Below are 22,814 nucleotides of genomic sequence, written 5' to 3'. Positions count from 1 at the left end.
GCGCCTACGACTTCTCGCGGATGCCCTGGCCCGGTAGGCGCTCGCGGTCGTGGGGGCGGTCGAGCTCCAGCAGCGGGCCGAGGGGCACGATGCGGGTGGGATTGATGGTGCCGTGGCTGTAATAGTAGTGGCGCTTGATATGGTCGAAGTCGACCGTCTCCCGGATGCCCGGCCACTGGTAGAGCTCGCGCACGTAGTTCGAGAGGTTCGGGTAGTCCTCGATGCGGCGCAGGTTGCACTTGAAGTGGCCGCGGTAGACGGCATCGAAGCGGATCAGGGTAGTGAAGAGGCGGATATCGGCCTCGGTGAACCACTCGCCAGCCAGGTAACGGTGCTCGGCCAGGCGCGCCTCCATGCGGTCGAGCGCCTCGAACAGCGCCACCACGTGCTTCTCGTAGACCTTCTGCTCGGTGGCGAAACCCGACTTGTAGACGCCGTTGTTGATGTGGTCGTAGACGTCGGCGTTGACCTCATCGATGGTCTCGCGCAGGTCCTCGGGATAGAAGTCGAGGCGGTTGCCGGTCAGCTCATCGAAGGCGTCGTTGAACATGCGCAGCAGCTCCGAGGACTCGTTGTTGACGATGCGCCGCTGCTGCTTGTCCCACAGCGCCGGCACCGTCACCCGGCCGGTGTAGTGCGGGTCGGTGAGGGTGTAGAGCTCGCGGTGGTAGGTCACGCCGTTGACCGGGTCGCCGCTGGAGCCCTCGGCCACGTTGTAGGTCCAGCCCTCGTTGAGCATCAGCGGGCTGACGTGGGAGAGGCCGATCAGCGCCTCCAGCCCCTTGAGCTTGCGCAGGATCATCACCCGGTGCGCCCAGGGACAGGCCAGCGAGACATAGAGGTGGTAGCGCCCGGCCTCGGCGGGCAGGCCCGGCTGGCCGTCGGGCCCCTTCTCGCCACCGGGGGTCACCCAGTCACGCAGCTTGGCGGATTCGCGCACGAACTCGCCGCCGTGCTTGTCGGTGTCATACCACTGGTCGTGCCACTTGCCGTTGACCAGAAGGCCCATAAAGCGCCTCCTCTGAGGGCGACCCCTGGCCGCCGATGGATCGTGATGCCACCATCCTATTGCGAAACCATCGACTCTTCAGCGCATATTCTGGGCTCAGTCATTCGATAAAATTGAATCATTCTTGACCAGGCAGCCCCTCGCCCCCAGGGCCAGCGCCTCGGCCAGGGCCCGGGTGGCCGGGCCGGCGCGGTCGCGGTCGCGGTGGATCAGCTGGACCGGGATCTCACGCACGCCGCCGACGGAGAGCGGCAGCGGCTTCAGCCGCCCCGCCGCAAGGGGGCCCTGAATGCGCGTCTCCGGCAGCCAGGCGAAGCCCAGGCCTCGCTGCACCATGTCGATGGAGGTCTCCAGGTGGCTCACCGTCCAGCGCTGCTCGGCCTTGAGCCAGCCCGAATCCAGGGACTGACGCTGCGCCGAGTCGCGCACCACCAGCTGGCGGTGCTGCACCAGGTCGCGCAGGTCTAGCGAGCGTTCCAGATGGTGCAGGGGGTGGTCGGGGTGGGCCACCGCCAGGAAGCGCACGGTGACCAGCGGCTCACCCAGGAAGCCCTGGGCCGAGAGGCCGGAGATCACGAGATCCGCGCTGCCGTCGTAGAGCTTCTCGATGCCGCCGTTGAGCACCGTTTCGTGCAGCTGGACCCGCACATAGGGGTAGGCCTCGGAGAAGGCATTCAGGGCGCGGGCCAGGGCGTCCGAGGGGAACACCTGATCCACGGCCAGCACCACCTCCGCCTCCAGCCCCTCCGCCAGGCGCCCGGCCACGTCCTCCAGGGCCGTGGCGCTCTCGATCAGCTGGCGGGCGCGGCGCAGCAGCAGCTCGCCGGCCTCGGTCAGGCGCACCTGGCGGCCGACCGGCTCCAGCACCTGGACGCCGAGCAGCTCCTCGAGCTTGTGCACCGCATGGTTGAGGGTGGAGGGGCTCTTGTGGATCGCCTCGGCGGCGCGGGCGAAGCCGCCGTGGTCGACGACCGCGGCCAGCATCTGCCACTGGGCCAGGGTGACGCGTGACATTTCGATACCCTCGAATAAACAAAGCGAAGTAATGCGCTTAAGCTTCGAAAAAATCGGCCTAGAATGCCAGATATCGCTTCATAAAGAAGCCCTCACGACAGCCAGAGACCCCTATCATGACAGCTCCCCTCCTTCGCCAGGTCGATCGCCTCCACCCCAGCCAGCCGAGCCAGGACGGTGACGGCGTCAAGATCAAGCGGATCCACGATTTCGGCGGCGGGCTGGACCCCTTCCTGATGCTCGACGAACTGGGTTCGGATCGTCCCGACGACTATATCGGCGGCTTCCCACCCCACCCTCACCGTGGCATCCAGACCCTCACCTACGTGATCCACGGTGGCCTGACCCACGAGGACCATATGGGCCACTCCAGCACCATTCACGCCGGCGACGCCCAGTGGATGCACACCGGGCGCGGCATCATCCACTCCGAGATGCCGCTCACCGACCACCATGGCCTGCACGCCTTCCAGCTGTGGTTGAACCTGGCCGCCAGCGAGAAGATGAGCCCGGCGGCATACCGCGACGTGCGCGGCGACGAGATGCCACGACTGGCCGGCGCCGAGGCCGAACTGATCGCCCTGGGCGGCCGCTGGGCCCGAGATGACGGCGAGGCGGTGACGGGCCCCCTGGACGCTCTGGCCGGCAACGGGGGCGTGGCCCACCTGCGCCTGGCGGCGGGGGGCGAGCTGACCCTGCAGGCCGACGCCCCTACCCTGCTGGCCTACGTGTTCGAGGGCGAGTTTCAGGTGGGCGATACCCGGGTGCCGGCGGGCCATCTGGCGCGACTCTCCACCGGCGACCACCTGGCACTGGCCAGCGCCACGGGCGGCCAGGCCCTGCTGCTGGCGGGCACCCCCCACCGGGAGCCCGTCGCCCACTATGGCCCCTTCGTGATGAACAGCCAGACCGAGCTCCAGCAGGCGCTGCGCGACTATCGCGACGGCACCCTCACCGGCTGATTGGCACCGCTCCGGACGAACAGGGGTTGATTTTTCACTCTCGCACGGGCCCAATGGATAGTTAGCAAACACCGTTTCTGAACCGGCTGGCCGCGCTGCACCGGAGCGCGGCTAATCCTACTGTGCATACGTACAGCCTAGGCACACCATACGTCATGGGTTATGGTTCTCAGGCCTTTTTTCCTCTCTATTTCATTTTCATTATTCACTGGCCTTTAACCCATGTTGCGAATCCTCCATTCGCTGCCCCGCACGCACAAGCTGTTACTGTTGCCGGTCGCCACCATGGTCACCGTGCTGGGCGCACAGAAGATTGTCACCACCTACCAGGATGTCCAGCGCGAACACCGTACGCTCGACACCGTGATCGTTCCCCTCGAGGTCGATGCCAGACCCGGCCTTCCCACCCTCAGCTTCGAACGCAGCCCCGTCAGCGACGCCATCGAGATGGCGAGCCAGGCGCTGGACGCCACCCGGCATCGCCTGCCCCTGGCCAAGCTCGTCGACGGCGAGCCGCTCGACCTCGAGCTGATCAACACCGCCAGCGCCTCCGGCGATGGCGGCCTGCCGCTGGCCCTCACTCGCCCGGCCCAAAGCGGCGCTTCCGACGCCTCCCAGGCACAGTCCAAGCTCGATCAGGGCGCGGTGCACATGGCAGTGGTAGTGGGCACCATCGGCAGCGGCATGCTCGACCACGATGGCACCCTGATGGCCGACGCCACCTCCTATGAGTCGGTGCCGGACGAGGAGCTCGGGCTGTTCGACGATGGCCCCGTGATCCTCGAGAAGGAGATCGCCGCCACCGAGCCCTTCGTGCCGGAGTGGCAGACCTATACCGTCAAGCAGGGCGATACCTTCGCGGTGATGGCCCAGAACCAGCTGGGGCTCGGCTACAGCGAGGTGCTGCGCCTGCTCGACGAGCTGCCCGACAAGAACGCCCTGACCCGCTGGCGCGCCGGGAACACCTTCGAGTACCAGCTCGACGAGGAGGGCAAGCTGCTCGCCCTGCGCATGATGCGCAACGCCCGCAGCGGCTTCATGGTAGAGCGCGATGACAGCGGCTTCGAGGTTGCCACCATCGAGCGCACCGGCGAGGCCTCCCAGCGCCTGTTCGCCGGCACCGTCAGCGGCAGCTTTGCCCGCTCGGCCCAGGCCACCGGCCTCTCCAGCGCCGAGATCAGCGAGCTGACCCGCGTGCTGGGCCAGCGACTCGACTTCCGCCGCGACACCCGTCGCGGCGATCGTTTCCAGGTGCTGGTGGAGTCCGACGTCATCGACGGCTCGAGCTTCGACCCACGGGTGCTGGCGGTGCAGTACGAGGGCGAGCGCTTCGATATGACCCTGGTGCGCAACAGCGCCGACAGCAAGTTCTACACCCCGGACGGCGAGAGCCTCGATCCCGCCTTCAATCGCTATCCCTTCGAGGGCAGCTACCGCCTCAGCTCCGGCTTCAACCCGAGTCGCCGCCACCCGGTCACCGGCCGCGTGAGCCCTCACCGCGGCACCGACTTCGCCATGCCCATCGGCACGCCGATCATCGCACCGGCGGACGGCCGCGTGGAGAAGGTCGCCAATCACCCGGTGGCGGGGCGCTATGTCGTCATCCGCCACGACAACGGCTACCAGACCCGCTACCTGCACCTCTCCCGCCCGCTGGTCAGCCGCGGCGACCGCGTGACCATGGGCGATCGCATCGCGCTCTCCGGTAACACCGGCCGCAGCACCGGACCGCACCTGCACTACGAGGTGCTGGTGAACAACACCCAGGTCAATGCGATGACCGTGGAGCTGCCGGAGAACAAGAGCCTCTCCGGCGAGCAGCTGGTGGCCTTCAAGCGCCAGGCCGAACCCCTGCTGGCCGCCCTGCAGAGCGGCGAGACCGACACGGTGGTGGCAAGCCGTCGCGGCAGCGGCGACGACGAGGGCTGAACCCTCGCCTGATATCCCACAGCGCCCCGCTCCCCCGCGGGGCGCTGTGGTTAGTGTCTGACCCCGGGGCCGCGGCACGCGCCGGCTGAATCGCCCCTGCCGCTCCTCTCCAGGTACAGAGTCACCGCTTGTCCTCGCCCCATATGCGCCGCACCCAACCCGCCCCGCCCCCCGCGAACCGCCTGGCGGCCTTCTTCGGGGTCTTCCGCTACAGCCGCCGTGCGCTGGTACTGGTCTGGCAGACCTCGCGGCCACTCACCGTGGGCCTGGCGCTGTGCACCCTGGTGGCCGGCGTGCTGCCCGCGGTGGCGGCCTGGATCGGCCAGTTGATCGTCGACTCGGTGGTGGAGGCCATGGCCTACCACCGCGAGTCCGGCGCTCCCCTCACCCTCGAGAGCGCCTGGCCGGTGCTGCGCTACGTGCTGGCAGAGGCCGGGGTGATCGCCGCCATCGCCATGGCCCAGCGCGGCCTCTCGGCCCAGCAGTCGCTGCTGCGCGCCCTGCTCGGCCAGAAGGTCAACGTGATGATCCTCGAGAAAGCCGGCACCCTGTCGCTGGCTCAGTTTGAGGATTCGGAGTTCTACGACAAGCTGACCCGGGCCCGCCGCGAGGCCTCGATCCGCCCGCTGGGGCTGGTCAACAAGACCTTCGGCCTCGCCCAGAACAGCATCTCGCTGATCAGCTTCGGGGTGCTGCTGGTGCAGTTCTCCCCCTGGGCGCTGCTGATCCTGGCCCTGGGGGCGCTGCCGGTGTTCCTCTCCGAAGCCAAGTTCTCCGGCGACGCCTTCCGGCTGTTCCGCTGGCGCTCGCCCCAGACCCGCATGCAGATGTACCTGGAGACGGTGCTGGCCCGGGAGGACAGCATCAAGGAGGTCAAGCTGTTCGGCCTGGAGCCGCTGCTGCTCGACCGCTACCGCAGGATCTTCGACACCCTCTACGGCGAGGATCGCCGGCTGACGATTCGCCGCGAGAGCTGGGGCTTCGCCCTCGGCCTGCTGGGCACTCTGGCCTTCTACGGCGCCTACGCCTGGGTGGTGGCGGAGACCGTCACCGGGCGCCTGACCCTGGGCGAGATGACCATGTACCTGATGGTCTTCAAGCAGGGCCAGGGGGCGCTCTCGGCGAGCCTCACCGCGATCGGCGGCATGTACGAGGACAACCTCTACCTCTCCAACCTCTACGAGTACCTGGAGCAGCCCACTCCCCCCGATGCCGGCTCGCTGACGGCGGGCGCCCACCCCGGCGACGGCATCCGCTTCGAGAACGTCGGCTTCACCTACCCCGGCGCCGAGCGCCCCGCGCTCACGGGGATCTCGCTGCACCTCCGCCCGGGCCAGAGCCTGGCCCTGGTGGGCGCCAACGGCTCGGGCAAGACCACCCTGTTCAAACTGCTCACCCGCCTCTACGCCCCAAGCGAGGGGCGCATCCTGCTCGACGGCAGCGACCTCGCCGAGTGGGACATCCGGGCCCTGCGGCGGCGCATCGGGGTGATCTTCCAGGACTTCGTGCGCTACCAGCTCAAGGTGGGCGAGAATCTGGGCGCCGGCGATGTGGCGGCCTTCGAGGACGAGGCGCGCTGGCAGGAGGCGGCGCGACGCGGCCTGGCCGACGACTTCATCGCCGAGATGCCCGAGGGCTACCACACCCAGCTGGGACGCTGGTTCAAGGGGGGTCAGGAGCTCTCCGGCGGCCAGTGGCAGAAGATCGCCCTCTCCCGGGCCTACATGCGCGAGAGCGCCGACATCCTGGTGCTCGACGAGCCCACCGCGGCCATGGACGCCGCCGCCGAGGCGGCGGTCTTCGCCGACTTCCGCGAGCACAGCCACGACAAGATGACCATCCTGATCTCCCACCGCTTCTCCACGGTGCGCGCCGCCGACCAGATACTCGTCATCGACGGCGGCGAGATCCTCGAGCAGGGCGACCACGCGAGCCTGATGGCCGCCAACGGCCGCTATGCCATGCTGTTCCGGCTGCAGGCCAAGGGCTACGAGTGACGCGCGTCGCCGGCCGCTAGAGCGCCAGCGGGCGGTTGAGCGCCCGCAGCAGGGCGTCATCGCGCTCGTAGATGTCCGGGCGGAACACCAGCTGCCCCTCCTCGCCCGGGTGCACCGTCCAGTAGTGCAGGATCACCGGCATGCGCCGGGCCAGCGAGACGTTGCGGGTCTGGCCCGACTCGATCAGGGCGCCAAGGTTCTGGTTCGAGCCGGTGTCGTCGAACAGCAGCTGGGCGAACTCCAGCACCCCCTGCACGCGGATGCAGCCGGAGCTGAAGGCGCGCTGCTCCCGGGCGAAGAGCCCCTGGGCCGGGGTGTCGTGGAGGTAGACCAGGTGGTCATTGGGGAAGCGGATCGCCACCTGCCCCAGGGCGTTCTGGGGCCCCGGCGCCTGGCGCAGCATGATATTGCCGGGGTTGTTCCAGTCCACCTGCCAGGGGTCCAGCGGCGCACCTGAGGGGCTCAGCACCTGCAGCCGCTCGCGCCAGAGGTAGCCGAGGTCGCGGCGCACCTGGGGCAGCACGTCCTCGCGCAGGATGGTGGGCGGGATCGTCCAGGTGGGATTGACCGTCATGTGGGTGATCTCGGAGCGCAGCGACGGCGTGCGCCGGTAGGGGCGCCCCACCACGATGCGGGTGCGCCAGAGCTCCCCGTTGGGCCGGAAATAGCTGAGCTGGTAGCCGGCGATGTCCACCAGCACGAAGGCCTCGGGCAGCCCGTGCAGCAGCCAGCGGGCGCGCTCCAGGTTGAGGCGGATCTGGTCGATGCGCACCGCCACCGGCACGTTCAGCGCCGCCCGGGTCTGGGGGCCGACGATGCCATCCGCCTCCAGCAGGTGGCGCCGCTGGAAGCGCTTCACCGCCGCCTCCAGGGCGGCATCGAAGCGCCGCGGATCGGGGGTGTCGAGCTCGGCCCCCGGGAAGGCGCCCGGGTCGGCGGCCATCACCTCGAGCTCCCCCTCCATGGCCAGGCGGCTGCGCAGCAGCGCCACGACGTCATCCACATCGCCCCGCCGCAGCACCCGCGGCTCTCCGGGAAGCGGCGCCCACCCCCCGACCCGTTCGATGTTGCGATAGCGGGCCAGGCCGCTGCGCAGGCGCTCGTAGGGGGCATAGGCGGGACGCGCCTCGCCGAAGGCCTGTTCGAAGCGCTGGCCGTCCACGGCGCGGGAGATCGCCTCGAAGTCGAGTCGCGCCGGCTCCACGGGGATCTCCCACTGGGGGTCCACCGTGCGCGGATCCAGGCGGCCGCGCTGAAGGTGGCGCAGGGCGGTCAGCAGCAGCGTCGAGGTCGCCAGCTCGAAGCGCGCCTGCTCGGCCGGGCCGGCATTGGCCTCCTGGAGGCGGCGATGCTCGGCCACCAGGCGGTCGGCCCGGTAGTCCCGCGGGTCCAGCCCGTCGCTCTCCAGGGTCTCCAGGGCCTCGGCAAAAGCGGCCACCTGCTGGCGCTCCCCCCAGGCGGGGCGAGACTCCCGAGCCGCATAGAAACGACGCAGCCCCTCCGGGGCGTCGACCACCTGCCGGGCGATCTCGGCCTCCAGGGGGTCCTGCCGGACCGCCTCGGGCTCCTCGGCAAAGGCCGGCGGGAGGAGCATCACCGCCACTACCGCGAGGATGGTGACAAATGGCCGCATGTTCACTTCCTTTTATCGTTTAAGGCTAAATTGGCTTTCCCTGCCTCTCTCTCCATAATAGTCCCAGGTGCGGGGCCACAGGGAAGCGGGCCCCGCTTCGTCTTGCCTGGCCCTCAGCCCGTTACCGATTCTCGAGGTAGTGTTTTCATGACTCGACCCCTGCTTCCGCTCCCCCTACTCGCCGGCTGCGCGCTGTTCGCTGCCGGCCAGGTTCATGCCGATACCTTCCTCGCCCAGGCCCTGCATCCCGACGCCCTCCCGGGCCAGACCCTGGACCAGCGGCTGACACGCCTGGCCCCCGGCGCCGACCCTCAGGTGCTGTCGCTGGCCGCCAATGCCCTGGCCTGTGCCGACCCGGACGCCAGGCGGCTGGCGGTGATCGACTACTCGCTGCCCTCCACCGAGCCGCGCCTGTGGGTCTTCGACCTGCCCCGTAACGAGCTGATGTTCGAGGAGCTGGTCTCTCACGGCCGCGGCTCGGGCGATGCCGAGGCCACGGTGTTCTCCAACATCCCCGAGAGCTATCAGTCGAGCCTCGGCCTGTTTCGCACCATGAACAGCTACTACGGACGCAACGGCTACTCCCTGCGTCTCGAGGGGCTGGAGCCAGGCGTCAACGACCTGGCCTATCAGCGTGCCATCGTGATCCACGGCGCCGATTACGTCAGCGAGGCCTTCATCCGCCAGACCGGCCGACTGGGGCGCAGCCACGGCTGCCCGGCGGTACGCCAGGAAGTGACCTATCCGCTGATCGACAGTATCAAGGAAGACCACTACCTGTTCGCCTATTACCCCGATCCCGAATGGCTGGAAAACTCCGCCTTCCTCAGCTGCGAGCGTGACGCCACCCAACTGGCCATGTACTGACACGAGCTGAAAACCTGCCGATCTGATCTCGCCCCCTAGCACCAGCAGGGGGCATTTTCGTGCGGCACTGCACCATTCTTGCCACCCTGCGGCGACTCTCCTGCCGCTCTCTTGCCATTCTCTTCCAGGATCGTACGAGCTTCGATCCACCCATCAAACCATAACCCGATGTTTTAACTGAACAACAAGAGAATATGGCAAACGGATTGCTTGATATGAATCAAATTGCCGGGTAGGCGTGGACCAGGCTTCCAGGGGAAGTACGAGTGCGTCAGACCTGACCTTCAACGGAGAAGGGCGAACTCATGTATCGACAATCCGTACGAGGTCATAGCCCATGGAAATTCTCAACAAGGCGAACCGAATTCGTCTCTTGAGCCTGCGCACGCCACAGATGCGCGCCTTCCACTTCTCCTGGTTCGCCTTTCACATCTGCTTCTTCGGCTGGTTCGGCATCGCCCCGCTGATGGCGGTGGTGCGCGAAGACCTGAACCTGACCCAAACCCAGATCGGCAACACCATCATCGCCTCGGTCCTGATCACGGTGATCGTGAGGCTGCTGATCGGCGTGCTGTGCGATCGCATCGGGCCGCGCAAGACCTACACCGGCCTGCTGCTGCTGGGCTCCATTCCGGTGATGAGCATCGGCTTCGCCAACAGCTTCGAGACCTTCCTGCTGGCGCGCCTGGCCATCGGTGCCATCGGCGCGGCCTTCGTGATCACCCAGTACCACACCACCATGATGTTCGCCCCCAACGTGGTGGGCACCGCCAACGCCACCAGCGCCGGCTGGGGCAACCTGGGCGGCGGCACCACCCAGATCCTGATGCCGCTGATCTTCTCCGGGCTGCTGATGCTCGGCGTCAGCGAGACCCTGGGCTGGCGCCTGGCCATGGTGGTGCCGGGCGTGGTGATGTTCGCCACCGGCATCGGCTACTGGCTGTTCACCCAGGACGCCCCCAACGGCAACTTCGCCGAGCTGCGCGCACGCGGCGAGCTGCCCGAGGCCACGGGCGAACACGGTGCCGGCAGCAGCTTCATGGCCGCCGCCAAGGACATCCGCGTCTGGGCGCTGTTCGTGGTCTATGCGATCTGCTTCGGCGTCGAGCTGACCATCAACAACATCGCCGCCATCTACTTCTTCGACCACTTCGACCTGACCCTGGCCATGGCCGGGATGCTCGCCGGCCTGTTCGGGCTGATGAACGTCTTCGCCCGCACCCTGGGCGGTATCTTCTCCGACCTGTTCGCCAGGAATGGTGGCCTCAAGGGCCGCGTGCGCTGGCTGTTCATCGCCCTGATCTGCGAGGGCATCGCCCTGGTCGCCTTCTCCCAGATGCACGTGCTCTCCTACGCCATCGGTATCATGCTGGTGTTCAGCCTGTTCGTGCAGATGGCGGAAGGGGCCACCTATGGCGTGGTGCCCTTCATCAACAAGAAGGCGCTGGGCGCGGTGGCCGGCATCGTCGGCGCCGGCGGCAACGTGGGGGCGGTGGCCGCCGCCTTCCTGTTCCGCTCCGAGGCGATCACCTACCAGCAGGGGCTCTTCTACCTGGGCCTGACCGTACTGGTGCTGGCCTCCTGCGCGCTGCTGGTACGCTTCTCGGACGAGACCGAGGCCGAGGAGGCCAAGGCGTACCGGGATGCGCTGGGCGAGGACGCCGGTGCCGGCGCCCTCTCGCTGCGCTGAGCCTGGCGGCCGACGTGGCCGCCTCGCCCCCATTACCGACCGCCGCCCGCCCGGGGCGGCGGTCGTCCTGGCAAGGGAGGTTATCCCATGACATCGGCATCACGCCTGCGACAGGCCGCCAGGCGCTGCGAGCTCGGCGCCCTCGAGCAGCTCTCCGCGGCCTGCGGCATCGTCATCGACACCGGTCGCCTGATCCACGCGCTGCAGAAGGAGCGCGGCTGCAGCGCCATCTACCTGGCCTCGGAGGGGCGGCGCTTCGCTGCCGACCGCAGCGAGCGGATCGCCGACAGCCAGTCGGCCGAGCTGGCCGTCCGGCGGCGTCTCACGGAGCTTGCCGAGCTCCCGGAGCAGACGGCCCAGGGGGCCCGGCTGCTGCGCCGCGGCGCGGAGGTGTGGCAAGCCCTGGACGCCCTGGAGACGGTGCGTGGCGCCGTGGCCACCCGACGGATGACACCGGACGACGCCACGCGCGACTACAACAGCCTGATCGGCGGCCTGCTGGGCCTGGTGTTCGAGGCCGCCGATGGCGGCGGTGACACCCGCATCACCCTGGCCCTGGTGGCCCTCTTTCACCTGCTGAAGGGCAAGGAGCTGGCCGGACAGGAGCGCGCCTGCGGCGCCCACGGCTTCACCGCCGGCGGCTTCAACGCCACCCATCGCCGGCTGCTGGGGCGGCTGCTCGAGGCCCAGACGCGCTGCTTCGCGACCTTCCTGGAGTTCGCCAGCCCCGAGGCCCGAACCTGCTGGGAGGCCGCCCTGCCGGAGAGCGACCTGGCACCGATCCAGCGCCTGCGCGAGATCGCCGGGGCAGCGCCGGTGGATGCCGCCGCGGCCGGCGTGAGCGACCCCGCGCAGCTGGGGGAGCTCTGGTTCGCCCTGACCACCCGACGCATCGATGCCATGCACCGGGTCGAGGCCTTCCTGGGCGAGGAGCTGGCTTCACTATGTGCCGAGCGCCTGGCCGCCGCGCGCCAGGCGCTGGCCGCGCCGCCGTGTGACACCGGCCCCTCGGCGCTCGACCCGCTGCTGGGCGATACCGTCGCGGCCACGCCCGGCGGCATCGACGGGCAGGCGACGGCCGAGGCCCTCGCCTCGCCCCTCAATCGCTCGCTGCTAGAGCTCGTGCGCAGCCAGACCGACCGGCTGCAGGGGCTCGGCAACGAACTGGCGAACACCCGCAAGGCGCTGCGCGAGCGCAAGCTGGTCGAACGCGCCAAGGGGGTCATCATGGCCAACCAGGCCATGAGCGAGGAGCAGGCCTACCGCTACATGCGCAAGACGGCCATGGACCAGAGCCGCAGCATGGCCGACCTCTCTCGCGCCATCCTCGACCTCGCCGACCTGCTGCCGAGCCGCCAGCCGGCCCGGCATGGGCCCGGCGACTGACCAGACCCTCGCCGCTTCCGGGCGGCTAGCCTATCAGGCGGCGGAGCTCTCCTCGATCAGGGCCTTGAGCTCGGGAACGCAGCTGCCGCACTGGGTGCCGCAGGCCAGCCGCGCCCCCAGCGCCTCGATGCTGGCATCCCCGTCGCGGATGGCGGTCACGATGGTGCGCCTTCCCACCTGATGGCAGCTGCAGACCACCGGGCCGCTGTCGGCGGCACCGGCGTCACCGCCGGCCAGCAGCCGACGACGACGCGCGCCGTCCAGGGCCTCGTCCCGGGCGGCCTCGGCGAAGCGCTCGTCGAGCCAGGCCAGCCCCGGCAGTTCGCCGGGCGGCCCCACCATCAGCCACCAGCGCAGGCGCCCCGCTTCGATGCCGGCGGCACGCAGGCGCCCACCGGATGGGTCCTCGAGCCACAGGGTCGCCGCCGGCAAATGGCGCGTTACCCAGGCCAGCCAGTCGCGGTCGGCGCTCTCGGGGGTGCCGGCCAGCTGCCAGCGCTGGCAGTGGGCCAGGGGAATTCGGGCCCAGTAGGCGGCCTCTTCGCGCCAGTCGGCCTCACCGGCCAGATCCGGCGCCACCAGCAGGGTGGCCTCCCAGGCGATCGCCAGCGGGGCCAGCGCCACGGCGCCCTGCTTGGCCTCGGGCTGGCCGGAGAGCGGATCGAGGTGGGCGGCGAGCAGACGGCCGGCCAGGGCCACACCGCTGAAGCGGTCGCTCCAGTGCATCGGCACGAACACCTCGCCGCGCCGCTGGCCCTTGGCGAGCCGCACTCGTCCGACATAGTCGCCGCCGGCGCCACGCAGTCGCGCCAGCTGCTGGTCGGACACCCCCCAGGCTGCGGCATCGGCCGGGGCCACCTCGATAAAGGGCTCGGGGCGGTGGTTCATCAGCCGCGGCGAGCGGGCGGTGCGGGTCATGGTGTGCCACTGGTCGCGGATGCGCCCGGTGTTGAGGCGCAGCGGTCGCGCCGCGCAGAGCGCCTGCTCGGGCCCGCGGGGGCGCACCGGCACCAGGCGGGCCAGGCCGTCGGGGGTGGCGAAGCGGCCCTCCTCGAACAGCCGCGCGGTGCCGCGGGGCGCGGCGGCCGTGACCGGCCACTGGATGGGTGCGAGGGCGTCGTAGGCGTCGCGGTCGAGCCCGGCCAGCCCGGAGATATCGAACAGCCGCTCGCCCGGAGTGCCGGGAAGGTTCTCGAAGCCGGAGAGCCGGGCGTGCTCGTCGAAGATCTCCGCCGGGTGCGCGTAGGCGAAGGCCTCACCGTAGCCCAGCCGACGGGCCACCTCGCAGATGATCCACCAGTCGTGGCGCGCCTCCCCCGGCGGCGGCAGCAGGCCGCGCTGGCGGGAGATGCGCCGCTCGGAGTTGGTCACGGTGCCGTCCTTCTCCGACCAGGAGGATGCCGGCAGCACGATGTCGGCGTACGCCAGCAGGTCGGTGTCGGCGACGCACTCGGAGACGATCACCAGCGGGCACTGCTCGAGCGCTGCCCGTACCCGGTCGGCACGGGGCAGGCTCACCGCCGGGTTGGTGGCCATGATCCACAGGGCGTGAATCTCGCCGCGCTCGATCGCCTCGAACAGGTCTACCGCCTTGTGGCCGGGGGCCTCGGGGAGGCTCGGCGTGAGCGAGGGCGTCGACCAGAAGCGGGTGACCCGATCGATGGCGCCGGGGCTGTCGTAGTCCATATGGGCGGCCAGCTGGTTGGCCAGGCCCCCCACCTCGCGGCCGCCCATGGCGTTGGGCTGGCCGGTGATCGAGAAGGGGCCGGCCCCGGGCAGGCCCAGCTTGCCGCCGGCCAGGTGGCAGTTGATGATCGCATTACCCTTGTCGGTGCCGCTGCTGGACTGGTTGATCCCCTGGGAGAAGAGGGTCACCACGTGGAGCTGGCTGGCGAACCAGTAGTAGAAGGTCTCCAGGCGCTCCGGGTCCAGGTCGCAGTCGGCGGCCACGGCCGCCAGCGAAACGTCATCCTCCCGGGCCGCCGCCAGGGCCGCGTCCAGCCCCCGGGTATGGCGCGCCAGATAGAGAGCATCGAGCCTGCCCCGGTCGGCCATCCAGGCCAGCAGGCCGTTGAACAGCCGAGCATCGCTGCCGGGGCGAAGGCCCAGGTAGAGATCGGCGATCTCGCAGCTGTCGGTGACCCGGGGGTCAATCACCACCACTCGCATCAGCGGGTTGCGGGTCTTGGCCACCTTGAGGCGCTGGTAGAGCACCGGGTGGTTCCAGGCCAGGTTGGACCCCACCAGCACCACCAGCTCGGCCTCCTCCAGGTCCTCGTAGCTGCAGGGCACCGCATCGGCGCCGAAGGCGCGCCGGTGGGCGGCCACCGCCGAGGCCATGCAGAGCCGCGAGTTGGTATCCAGGTGCGGGGTGCCAATGAAACCCTTGAAGAGCTTGTTGGCGACATAGTAATCCTCGGTGAGCAGCTGGCCCGAGAGGTAGGCGGCCACCGCCTCCTTGCCATGCTCGCGACGGGTGGCCGCCAGCCGCTCGGCCACGGCATCCAGGGCCGTGGCCCACGTCACCTCGCGGCCGTCCACCCGCGGCCGCATCAGCCGGCCCTGCTCGCCCAGGGTCTCGTGCAGCGCCGAGCCCTTGACGCAGAGGCGTCCGTAGTTGGCCGGATGGTCGGCATCGCCGGCCACCGCGGTCAGCTGCCCGTCCGCCAGGGTCGCCCGGACCCCACAGCCGACGCCGCAGTAGGGACAGGTGGTGCTGATGTGCCGCATGGCAGTCTCCTGCTGTTGTCGTTTCCAGGGCCCATGAACGCAGACGCCCGCCGCGTCCCGGTCTGGCCAGGAAGCGGCGGGCGTCGTTGCCCCGAGAGGCACCGACATGGCGCCTTATGGATACCCAGGGCGATGCAAGCGGGGTGCCAACCCGCCCTACCCCATGCCTGACGCCTGGCATTTCGCGCCGTGCCCGCCACGGGGTGCCACCTCGCGCCGGGTCGACGCCGCCGAAACCTGCCTCATCGCGGTGCACCCCCCCCCTTTTGCTGCACCAGCGAGGCGCTCCCCCGGCACCCGCCCTCTCCCGCCACGCCGCCGCCAGGCCTCGGCAACCCATTGATTAAACGAAATGTATGGCGCGACAACCGCCTGCTGGCGAGATTCTTGATGGGTCTGCTCAGACGGCGATCAACGGCGATCGCCCGTCAACGAACATCAGGCAAGGGCGCCTCGCACCCGTCTCTCCACGAGACGGGGTCGAGGCGCCCTTTTGCGTTCACCCACAGGCAGAGGAGGAGCTCCATGCCTCCGCACAGCACCCAGGCACCCCAGGACCCACTGGTCATCGTCGGCAACGGCATGGCCAGCCACCGGCTGCTGGAAGCGTTACTCAGGCAGCCGGCCAGGCCTGCCCGCATCACGGTGATCGGCGAGGAGCCCTCTCCCGCCTACAACCGCATACTGCTCTCGCCGCTGCTGGCCGGCGAACTGGAGCGCGACACCCTGACCCTGCGCTCGGCCGAGTGGTATGCCGAGCAGGGCATCGAGCTGATCCTCGGCGAGCGCGTCACCGAGATCGATCGTCAGGCGCAACGCCTGACCACCGATGCCGGACGCCACCTGGCCTATGGCCGCCTGGTGCTGGCCACCGGCTCGCGCCCGGCGCTGCCGCCGCTGCCCGGCATCCGGCTCGCGGGCGTCCATACCTTCCGCGACCTGAACGATGCCGCCACCCTTTCCGACTGCGCCAGCCGCGGCGGCAGCGCCGTGGTGATCGGTGGCGGCCTGCTGGGCCTGGAGGCCGCCGAGGGGCTGCGCAAGCGCGGCATGGCGGTCACCCTGCTGCAGCGGGCGGAGCACCTGATGAACCGCCAGCTCGATGCCACCGCTGCGGGCCTGCTCGAGCAGGAGCTCGTCGGCCGCGGGCTTGCGGTCATCACCGGGGCCCGGCTGGCCGCCCTCGAGGACGATGGCCAGGGCCGTGTCGCCGCCGTCTGCCTCGAGGGGGGGCGCCGCCTGCCCACCGACTGCGTGGTGGTGGCCATCGGCATCGCGCCCAACGTCGAGCCGGGGCGAGCCGCCGGCCTGGCGGTGGACCGCGCCATCCGGGTGGATGGGTACCTGACCACCTCCGACCCGGCGATCTTCGCCCTCGGCGAATGCTGCCAGTTCGAACAGCACACCTATGGCCTGGTGGAGCCGATCTGGCGCCAGGTCGAGGTGCTCGCCGCCCACCTCGCCGGTGAAGCGGTCGGCGGCTACGCGGAGCGCCCCAGCGCCACCCGGCTCAAGGTCAGCGGCGTTTCCCTCTATGCCTTCGGCCCCACCGAGCCGAGCGAGGAGCACGAGGTGCTCGCCTACCACGACCCCGATCAGGGCGACTACCGCCGACTCCTGCTGCGCGAGGGCCGCCTGGAGGGAGCGGTGCTCTACGGCGATACCGCCCCGGGTCCCTGGTACTTCGCCCAGGCCCTGGCCGGACGCGATCTCACCCCCTGCCGACCCGCCCTGCTGCTGGGCGCGGCCGACGCCGACGCCCTGCTCGACGCCTCACTCGACGCCTCACTCGACGCCTCACCCAAGCCCGAGGATTCCCCCACTCAGACCCGCCCCGAGAAGGAGGCCGCCTGACATGTCTACCCAACCGCACCTGATCATCATCGGCAACGGCATGGTCGGCCACCACCTGGTCGAACAGCTGGTAGAACGCGGCGCCACCGAGCGCTATGCCATCACGGTGTTCGGCGAGGAACGCCACCTGGCCTACGACCGGGTCCACCTCTCCGAGGTCTTCAACGGCCAGGACGCCGAGTCGCTGGCCCTCTCCACCGCCGACTACTACGCCGAGCACGGCATCACCCTGCGCCTCGATGAGGCGGTCACCGCCATCGACCGCGAGGCGAGCGAGGTGGTCACCGCCGAGGGCCGCACCCCCTACGACCGAGTGGTGCTGGCCACCGGCTCCTTTCCCTTCGTGCCGCCGATTCCCGGCAATGACCGCGAGGGCTGCCTGGTCTACCGCACCCTGGACGATCTCGATGCCATCCGCGCCGCGGCCGAGAATGCCGCCACCGGGGTGGTGGTGGGCGGCGGGCTGCTCGGCCTGGAGGCAGCCAATGCCCTGCGCGGCCTGAATCTGGACACCGCCGTGGTGGAGTTCGCCCCGCGGCTGATGCCGATGCAGGTGGACACCGAAGGCGGCGAGCTCTTGCGCGAGAAGATCGAATCGCTGGGCGTGCAGGTGCTCACCGGCCGCGCGACCCAGGAGATCGTCGACGGCGAGCGCAGCCGCCACCGCATGGTGTTCCAGGACGAAAAAGTGCTGGAAACCGACCTGATCGTCTTCTCCGCCGGCATTCGTCCCCGCGACGAGCTGGCCCGCGACTGCGGCCTGGAGCTCGGCGAGCGCGGCGGTGTGGTGATCGACGACAGCTGCCTGACCAGCGACCCGGCCATCCTCGCCGTCGGCGAGGTAGCACTGTGGAACAACAGCATCTTCGGCCTGGTCGCCCCCGGCTACCAGATGGCCAAGGCCGCTGCCGTCACGCTGCTCGAAGGCAATGAGCCCTTCAAGGGCGCCGACATGAGCACCAAGCTCAAGCTGATGGGCGTCGACGTGGGTTCCATCGGCGATGCCCACGGCGACCGTACACCCGGAGCGCGCCAGTTCCGTTTTCTCGACCCGCTCAAGCAGCAGTACCGCAAGCTGGTGGTCTCCAGCGACGGCAAGCGCCTGGTCGGCGCCATGCTGGTGGGCGACAACAGCGTCTACGACACCCTGCTGCAGTACTACGCCAACCGCATCGAACTGCCCGAGGACCCTGCCACCCTGATTCTGCCGGCCGGCAGCAGCGCCGCCCCCGCGCTGGGGCCGGACGCCCTGCCGGACACCGCCATGATCTGTTCGTGTCACAACGTCACCAAGGCGGATGTATGCGCCTCCATCGACGGCGGCGCGGTTGATCTGGGCGCGGTGAAAGGCGAGACCCGCGCCAGCACCGGCTGCGGCGGCTGTGCCGCCCTGCTCAAGACCCTGGTGGATCACGAACTCGAAAGCCGCGGCGTGGAGGTCGACAAGTCGATCTGCGAACACTTCCACTACACCCGCCAGGAGCTCTACGACATCGTCCGGGTGGAGGGCATCAAGATCTTCAGCGAGCTGATGGAGAAGCATGGCTCCAAGGTGGGCCACGGCCTCGGCTGCGATATCTGCAAGCCGGCGGTGGCCTCGATCCTGGCCTCCTGCTTCAACGAGCCGATCACCGACGCGGCCCATATCCCGCTGCAGGACACCAACGACACCTTCATGGCCAACATGCAGAAGAACGGCACCTACTCGGTGGTGCCGCGCATCGCCAGCGGGGAGATCACCCCCGACAAGCTGGTAGTGCTGGGCCAGGTGGCGCAGAAGTACGGTCTCTACACCAAGGTCACCGGCGGCCAGCGCATCGACCTGTTCGGCGCCCTCCTGGAGGACCTGCCGGCGATCTGGGGCGAGCTGATCGAAGCCGGCTTCGAGACCGGTCACGCCTACGGCAAGTCTCTACGCACGGTGAAATCCTGCGTCGGCAGCACCTGGTGCCGCTACGGCGTGCAGGACAGCGTGGGCATGGCGATCCGGCTGGAGCACCGCTACAAGGGGCTGCGCGCGCCGCACAAGATCAAATTCGGGGTTTCCGGCTGTACCCGCGAGTGCGCCGAAGCCCAGAGCAAGGACATCGGTGTGATCGCCACCGAGAACGGCTGGAACCTTTACGTATCGGGCAACGGCGGCATGCGCCCGCGCCACGCCGAGCTGTTTGCCACCGACCTCAGCGACGAAGAGCTGTTCCGCTACATCGACCGCTTCCTGATGTTCTACATCCGCACCGCCGACCGCCTGCAGCGCACCTCGGTATGGCGCGAGAACCTGGAAGGCGGCCTGGACTACCTCAAGGAAGTGATCCTCGAAGACAGCCTCGGCATCAATGATGAGCTGGAGCGCCAGATGCAGGCCGTGGTCGACACCTACCAGTGCGAGTGGGCCAACGCCATCAGCGACCCGGAGAAGCTCAAGCGCTTCAGAAGCTTCGTCAACGACAGCCGCCCCGACCCGGACATCATCTATACCAGCGAGCGCGGCCAGTTACGTCCCGCCTGAAGGAGTCTTTCCCCATGACTATCGCCTCTGCAGCAGCCAACACCATGACCCAGACCTGGCAACGTCTATGCACCCGCGCCGACCTGGTGCCCCACTCCGGCGTGGCCGCCTGGCTCGAAACCGACGAGGGCCCGGTTCAGGTCGCGCTCTTCTATCTACCTGGCGGCGCGAACCCGCCGCAGTCAGCCGCCCAGAACCCACCGTCGCTGGCCGGCCACGCGCAGGAACTCTACGCCATCGACCACCGCGACCCCTTCTCAGGGGCCAACGTCATCGCCCGCGGCATCGTCGGCGATCTAAAGGGCGAACCGGTGGTCGCCTCGCCGCTCTACAAGCAGCACTTCCGCCTCGCCGACGGCCGGTGCCTGGAGGACGACAGCGTTCAGCTGCGCACCTGGAAGGTGAGCTTCAAGGGCGAAGAGGTGTGGGTCGAGGCATGACAGTAGGGCTGGCCGCCCCGAGGTGAACTCTCTATGCTGTTCGTGATGCAATGCAGCACAGCGTAACCGACATGAGAGGCAAGCCGATGAGCGAGACCAAACGGATCGACCTGGCCCTGCAGGGCGGCGGCGCCCACGGCGCCTTCACCTGGGGCGTGATGGACCGCCTGCTGGAGGATCCCCGTATCGAGATCGAGGGCATCAGCGGCACCAGCGCCGGGGCCATGAACGGCGTGGTGATGGCCGACGCCCTGACCCGCGGCGACCGCGACACCGCCCGCCAGGCGCTGCACGACTTCTGGGCCGCGGTGAGCCGCGCCGGCATGACGAGCCCCATCCGGCGCACCCCGCTGGACGTGCTCACCGGCAACTGGAGCCTCGACCACTCGCCGGGCTACATCGCCATGGACCTGATGAGCCGGCTGGTCTCCCCCTATCAGTTCAACCCCTTCAATCTCAATCCGCTGCGCGACATCCTGGAGGAGCGGGTCGACTTCGAGCGGGTGCGTCGCTGCCCCGACCTCAAGCTGTTTGTCACCGCCACCAACGTGCGCAGCGGCAAGCAGCGCATCTTTACCCGCGAGGAGATGAGCGTGGATGCGGTGATGGCCTCGGCCTGCCTGCCCACGGTGTTCCAGGCGGTGGAGATCGACGGCGAGGCCTACTGGGATGGCGGCTACATGGGCAACCCCTCGCTGATGCCGCTGATGGAGCACTGCGGCTCCCGGGACATCGTGATCGTGCAGATCAACCCCATCTACCGCGAGGAGCTGCCCACCAGCGCCGCGGCGATCATGAACCGCTTGAACGAGATCACCTTCAACGCCTCGCTGATCAAGGAGGTGCGCATGATCGCCATGCTCCAGCGCCTGCTGGGCGACCATGGCGTGGACATCGGCTGCTACGCCGGCACCCTCTTCCACCGCATCGCCGGGGACGACACCCTGGGCAAGCTCTCGGTCTCGAGCAAGATGAACGCCGAGTGGTCGTTCCTCTGCCACCTGCGCGACGAGGGGCGCCGCACCGCCGAAGGGTGGCTTACCGAGAATTTCGCCGACCTCGGCAAGCGCTCCACCCTCGAGGTGGAGAGCGTCTATCAGGATACGGAACGGTGACGCTGAGATAACGTTGAAAGAGCGGCTGATTTTGCACAGCAGCATGACGCGGGCGGCACCATGCTCAGCATGAGGCGGGAGCGCACCCCGCGCCCCGCCCGCTGTCGAAGGCTACAGGAAGGAGTCACAGGAGGGAGCAGAAGCGCTGTACGGCACCGTCGGCGTCTGTCACTTCCCTGACATGGCGCGCTGACAGTGTCGACATCGGGACGTCATAAACGACGCCCGCTCGCGACAATCAGGAGAGCTGCGCCGATGGTACGCATCGACAAGAAGGCCACCCGCCTCTACGTGCTGGACACCAACGTCCTGCTGCACGACCCCGTCTCCCTCTACCAGTTCGACGAGCACGAGGTGGTCATCCCCATGACCGTGCTCGAGGAGCTGGACAAGCACAAGAACGGCGTCCGCGAGATTGCCCGCACCGCCCGCCAGGTCAGCCGTACCCTGTCAGACCTAACCGCCAATGTCGGCCTCGAGCAGATCCGCGACGGCATTCCCATCCCGCGCCTGAACGGCCCCGAGGGGCGCCTGCGCCTGCTCTGCTACACCGACCTGAGGCCCCTGGAGCCCCTCGAGGAGAACCCCGACAACCGCATCCTCGCCGAGACCTGCCGGCTGCGTCAGGAGCGCCCGGACGCCTCGGTGATCCTGATCACCAAGGACATCAACCTCAGGGTCAAGGCCGCCGCCCTGGGCGTGCCGGTGGAGGACTACCTCAACGATCGCGCCTTCGACGACAGCGACGCCATGCTGGAGGGGGTGAGGGTCTATCCGGACGCCGGCAGCGAGCTGTGGAACGGCCTGTCACTCGACGTCAGCGTCGAGCGCGAGGGCCAGCGGGTGACCTACCACCTCAACGGCGAGATCCCCCCCGAGTGGCACCCGGGCATGCTGGTGGCGGACAGCGACGACGAGGGCGGCTTCGAGGCCATCGTGCGCGAGGTGAGCGGAGGCCGGGCCCGCCTCGACCTGCTCACCAACTATCGCCACGGCGCCAGCGTCTGGGGCGTGCACGCCCACGACTGCCGGCAGAACTTCACCCTCAACCTGCTGATGGACGACGAGGTCGACCTGGTGACCATCGCCGGCAGCGCCGGCACCGGCAAGACCTTCATGACCCTGGCCGCCGCCTTCCAGCAGACCCTGGACACCAAGCGCTTCGAGCGCATCGTCTTCACCCGGGCGCCGATCTCCATGAGCGAGGATATCGGCTTCCTGCCCGGCACCGAGGAGGAGAAGATGTCGCCCTGGATGGGCGCCTTCCACGACAACATGGACAACCTGCTGCGCGACGAGAACGGGGAATCGAGCTGGGATAACGGCGCCACCCGCCAGCTGCTCGGCGCCCGGGTGCAGATCCGCTCGCCGGGCTTCATGCGCGGGCGCACCCTCAACGACACCTTCTTGATCATCGACGAGGCGCAGAACTTCACGCCCAAGCAGCTCAAGTCGCTGGTCACCCGGGCCGGGCGCAACACCAAGATCGTCTGCCTGGGCAACGTCGGCCAGATCGACACCCCCTACCTCACCGCCAACAGCTGCGGGATGGCGGCGGTGGTGCAGCGCTTCCGCGACTGGCCCCATGCCGGACATATCACCCTGAAGAGCGTCGAGCGCTCGCGACTGGCCCTGGCCGGCGAGGAGCTGCTCTGACACGCCGCCGCCCGCTCCCGCCT

General features: G+C 68.8%; 15 protein-coding genes. 11 read left to right on the top strand and 4 right to left on the bottom strand.

Going from position 1 to position 22,814, the window contains the following annotated elements:
* Positions 1 to 4: 4 nt before the first annotated feature.
* Together DER72_RS10405 and DER72_RS10400 are read right to left on the bottom strand one after the other, a co-directional pair.
* Positions 5 to 1,009: a glutathione S-transferase family protein gene (locus DER72_RS10405; protein WP_110069923.1), complete on the bottom strand. Its 1,005-nt coding sequence runs from the start codon at positions 1,007 to 1,009 to the stop codon at positions 5 to 7.
* A 96-nt stretch (positions 1,010 to 1,105) separates the two neighbouring features.
* The gene (locus tag DER72_RS10400; protein ID WP_110069922.1) at positions 1,106 to 2,023 is read right to left on the bottom strand and encodes a LysR family transcriptional regulator; all 918 of its coding nucleotides are present in this window, start codon (positions 2,021 to 2,023) and stop codon (positions 1,106 to 1,108) included.
* Positions 2,024 to 2,139: 116 nt separating this feature from the next.
* Here DER72_RS10400 and DER72_RS10395 point away from each other — a divergent pair, with 116 nt between their 5' ends.
* The 3 genes from DER72_RS10395 to DER72_RS10385 all read left to right on the top strand — a co-directional run bounded on the left by DER72_RS10395 (position 2,140) and on the right by DER72_RS10385 (position 6,911).
* Positions 2,140 to 2,985: a pirin family protein gene (locus tag DER72_RS10395; RefSeq protein WP_110069921.1), complete on the top strand. Its 846-nt coding sequence runs from the start codon at positions 2,140 to 2,142 to the stop codon at positions 2,983 to 2,985.
* Positions 2,986 to 3,207: 222 nt separating this feature from the next.
* Positions 3,208 to 4,914, top strand: a complete 1,707-nt coding sequence (locus tag DER72_RS10390; RefSeq protein WP_110069920.1) for a peptidoglycan DD-metalloendopeptidase family protein — start codon at positions 3,208 to 3,210, stop codon at positions 4,912 to 4,914.
* Between the two features lie 143 nt (positions 4,915 to 5,057).
* Positions 5,058 to 6,911, top strand: a complete 1,854-nt coding sequence (locus DER72_RS10385) for an ABC transporter ATP-binding protein (RefSeq protein ID WP_110069919.1) — start codon at positions 5,058 to 5,060, stop codon at positions 6,909 to 6,911.
* A gap of 16 nt (positions 6,912 to 6,927) precedes the next feature.
* Here the strand turns inward: DER72_RS10385 and DER72_RS10380 are convergent, their stop codons facing one another.
* Positions 6,928 to 8,544: a murein L,D-transpeptidase gene (locus DER72_RS10380; protein ID WP_258306273.1), complete on the bottom strand. Its 1,617-nt coding sequence runs from the start codon at positions 8,542 to 8,544 to the stop codon at positions 6,928 to 6,930.
* Between the two features lie 147 nt (positions 8,545 to 8,691).
* Here DER72_RS10380 and DER72_RS10375 point away from each other — a divergent pair, with 147 nt between their 5' ends.
* From DER72_RS10375 to DER72_RS10365, 3 genes are all read left to right on the top strand, one after another.
* Positions 8,692 to 9,411: a murein L,D-transpeptidase catalytic domain family protein gene (locus DER72_RS10375; protein ID WP_258306272.1), complete on the top strand. Its 720-nt coding sequence runs from the start codon at positions 8,692 to 8,694 to the stop codon at positions 9,409 to 9,411.
* A 337-nt stretch (positions 9,412 to 9,748) separates the two neighbouring features.
* The gene (locus DER72_RS10370; protein ID WP_110069918.1) at positions 9,749 to 11,101 is read left to right on the top strand and encodes an MFS transporter; all 1,353 of its coding nucleotides are present in this window, start codon (positions 9,749 to 9,751) and stop codon (positions 11,099 to 11,101) included.
* 87 nt (positions 11,102 to 11,188) lie between these two features.
* The gene (locus DER72_RS10365) at positions 11,189 to 12,487 is read left to right on the top strand and encodes a nitrate regulatory protein (protein WP_110069917.1); all 1,299 of its coding nucleotides are present in this window, start codon (positions 11,189 to 11,191) and stop codon (positions 12,485 to 12,487) included.
* Positions 12,488 to 12,520: 33 nt separating this feature from the next.
* Here the strand turns inward: DER72_RS10365 and DER72_RS10360 are convergent, their stop codons facing one another.
* A complete protein-coding gene (locus DER72_RS10360; protein WP_110069916.1) occupies positions 12,521 to 15,217 on the bottom strand; it encodes a nitrate reductase in 2,697 nt (898 codons plus the stop codon).
* 525 nt (positions 15,218 to 15,742) lie between these two features.
* Here DER72_RS10360 and DER72_RS10355 point away from each other — a divergent pair.
* From DER72_RS10355 to DER72_RS10330, 5 genes are all read left to right on the top strand, one after another.
* The gene (locus tag DER72_RS10355; protein ID WP_110069915.1) at positions 15,743 to 17,071 is read left to right on the top strand and encodes an NAD(P)/FAD-dependent oxidoreductase; all 1,329 of its coding nucleotides are present in this window, start codon (positions 15,743 to 15,745) and stop codon (positions 17,069 to 17,071) included.
* Between the two features lies 1 nt (position 17,072).
* Positions 17,073 to 19,580: a nitrite reductase large subunit NirB gene (gene nirB, locus DER72_RS10350; protein ID WP_110069914.1), complete on the top strand. Its 2,508-nt coding sequence runs from the start codon at positions 17,073 to 17,075 to the stop codon at positions 19,578 to 19,580.
* Between the two features lie 14 nt (positions 19,581 to 19,594).
* Positions 19,595 to 20,020, top strand: a complete 426-nt coding sequence (nirD, locus tag DER72_RS10345; RefSeq protein ID WP_110069913.1) for a nitrite reductase small subunit NirD — start codon at positions 19,595 to 19,597, stop codon at positions 20,018 to 20,020.
* Between the two features lie 86 nt (positions 20,021 to 20,106).
* A complete protein-coding gene (locus DER72_RS10340; protein ID WP_110069912.1) occupies positions 20,107 to 21,135 on the top strand; it encodes a patatin-like phospholipase family protein in 1,029 nt (342 codons plus the stop codon).
* Positions 21,136 to 21,390: 255 nt separating this feature from the next.
* Entirely contained in the window at positions 21,391 to 22,791 is a 1,401-nt protein-coding gene (locus tag DER72_RS10330; protein WP_110069910.1) for a PhoH family protein, read from the top strand.
* Positions 22,792 to 22,814: the final 23 nt, after the last annotated feature.

Origin of the sequence: Halomonas sp. A11-A (genome assembly GCF_003182195.1) — a bacterium.
GTDB lineage: Bacteria > Pseudomonadota > Gammaproteobacteria > Pseudomonadales > Halomonadaceae > Halomonas > Halomonas alkalicola.
The sequence above is the reverse complement of the archived record's forward strand: the minus strand, read 5'-3'. Positions and strand labels throughout refer to the sequence as shown.

Coding starts and splice junctions, on each gene's coding strand:
- DER72_RS10405 (WP_110069923.1), bottom strand. CDS start 1,009: ATGGGCCTTCTGGTCAACGGCAAGTGGCACGACCAGTGGTATGACACC.
- DER72_RS10400 (WP_110069922.1), bottom strand. CDS start 2,023: ATGTCACGCGTCACCCTGGCCCAGTGGCAGATGCTGGCCGCGGTCGTC.
- DER72_RS10395 (WP_110069921.1), top strand. CDS start 2,140: ATGACAGCTCCCCTCCTTCGCCAGGTCGATCGCCTCCACCCCAGCCAG.
- DER72_RS10390 (WP_110069920.1), top strand. CDS start 3,208: ATGTTGCGAATCCTCCATTCGCTGCCCCGCACGCACAAGCTGTTACTG.
- DER72_RS10385 (WP_110069919.1), top strand. CDS start 5,058: ATGCGCCGCACCCAACCCGCCCCGCCCCCCGCGAACCGCCTGGCGGCC.
- DER72_RS10380 (WP_258306273.1), bottom strand. CDS start 8,544: ATGCGGCCATTTGTCACCATCCTCGCGGTAGTGGCGGTGATGCTCCTC.
- DER72_RS10375 (WP_258306272.1), top strand. CDS start 8,692: ATGACTCGACCCCTGCTTCCGCTCCCCCTACTCGCCGGCTGCGCGCTG.
- DER72_RS10370 (WP_110069918.1), top strand. CDS start 9,749: ATGGAAATTCTCAACAAGGCGAACCGAATTCGTCTCTTGAGCCTGCGC.
- DER72_RS10365 (WP_110069917.1), top strand. CDS start 11,189: ATGACATCGGCATCACGCCTGCGACAGGCCGCCAGGCGCTGCGAGCTC.
- DER72_RS10360 (WP_110069916.1), bottom strand. CDS start 15,217: ATGCGGCACATCAGCACCACCTGTCCCTACTGCGGCGTCGGCTGTGGG.
- DER72_RS10355 (WP_110069915.1), top strand. CDS start 15,743: ATGCCTCCGCACAGCACCCAGGCACCCCAGGACCCACTGGTCATCGTC.
- nirB (WP_110069914.1), top strand. CDS start 17,073: ATGTCTACCCAACCGCACCTGATCATCATCGGCAACGGCATGGTCGGC.
- nirD (WP_110069913.1), top strand. CDS start 19,595: ATGACTATCGCCTCTGCAGCAGCCAACACCATGACCCAGACCTGGCAA.
- DER72_RS10340 (WP_110069912.1), top strand. CDS start 20,107: ATGAGCGAGACCAAACGGATCGACCTGGCCCTGCAGGGCGGCGGCGCC.
- DER72_RS10330 (WP_110069910.1), top strand. CDS start 21,391: ATGGTACGCATCGACAAGAAGGCCACCCGCCTCTACGTGCTGGACACC.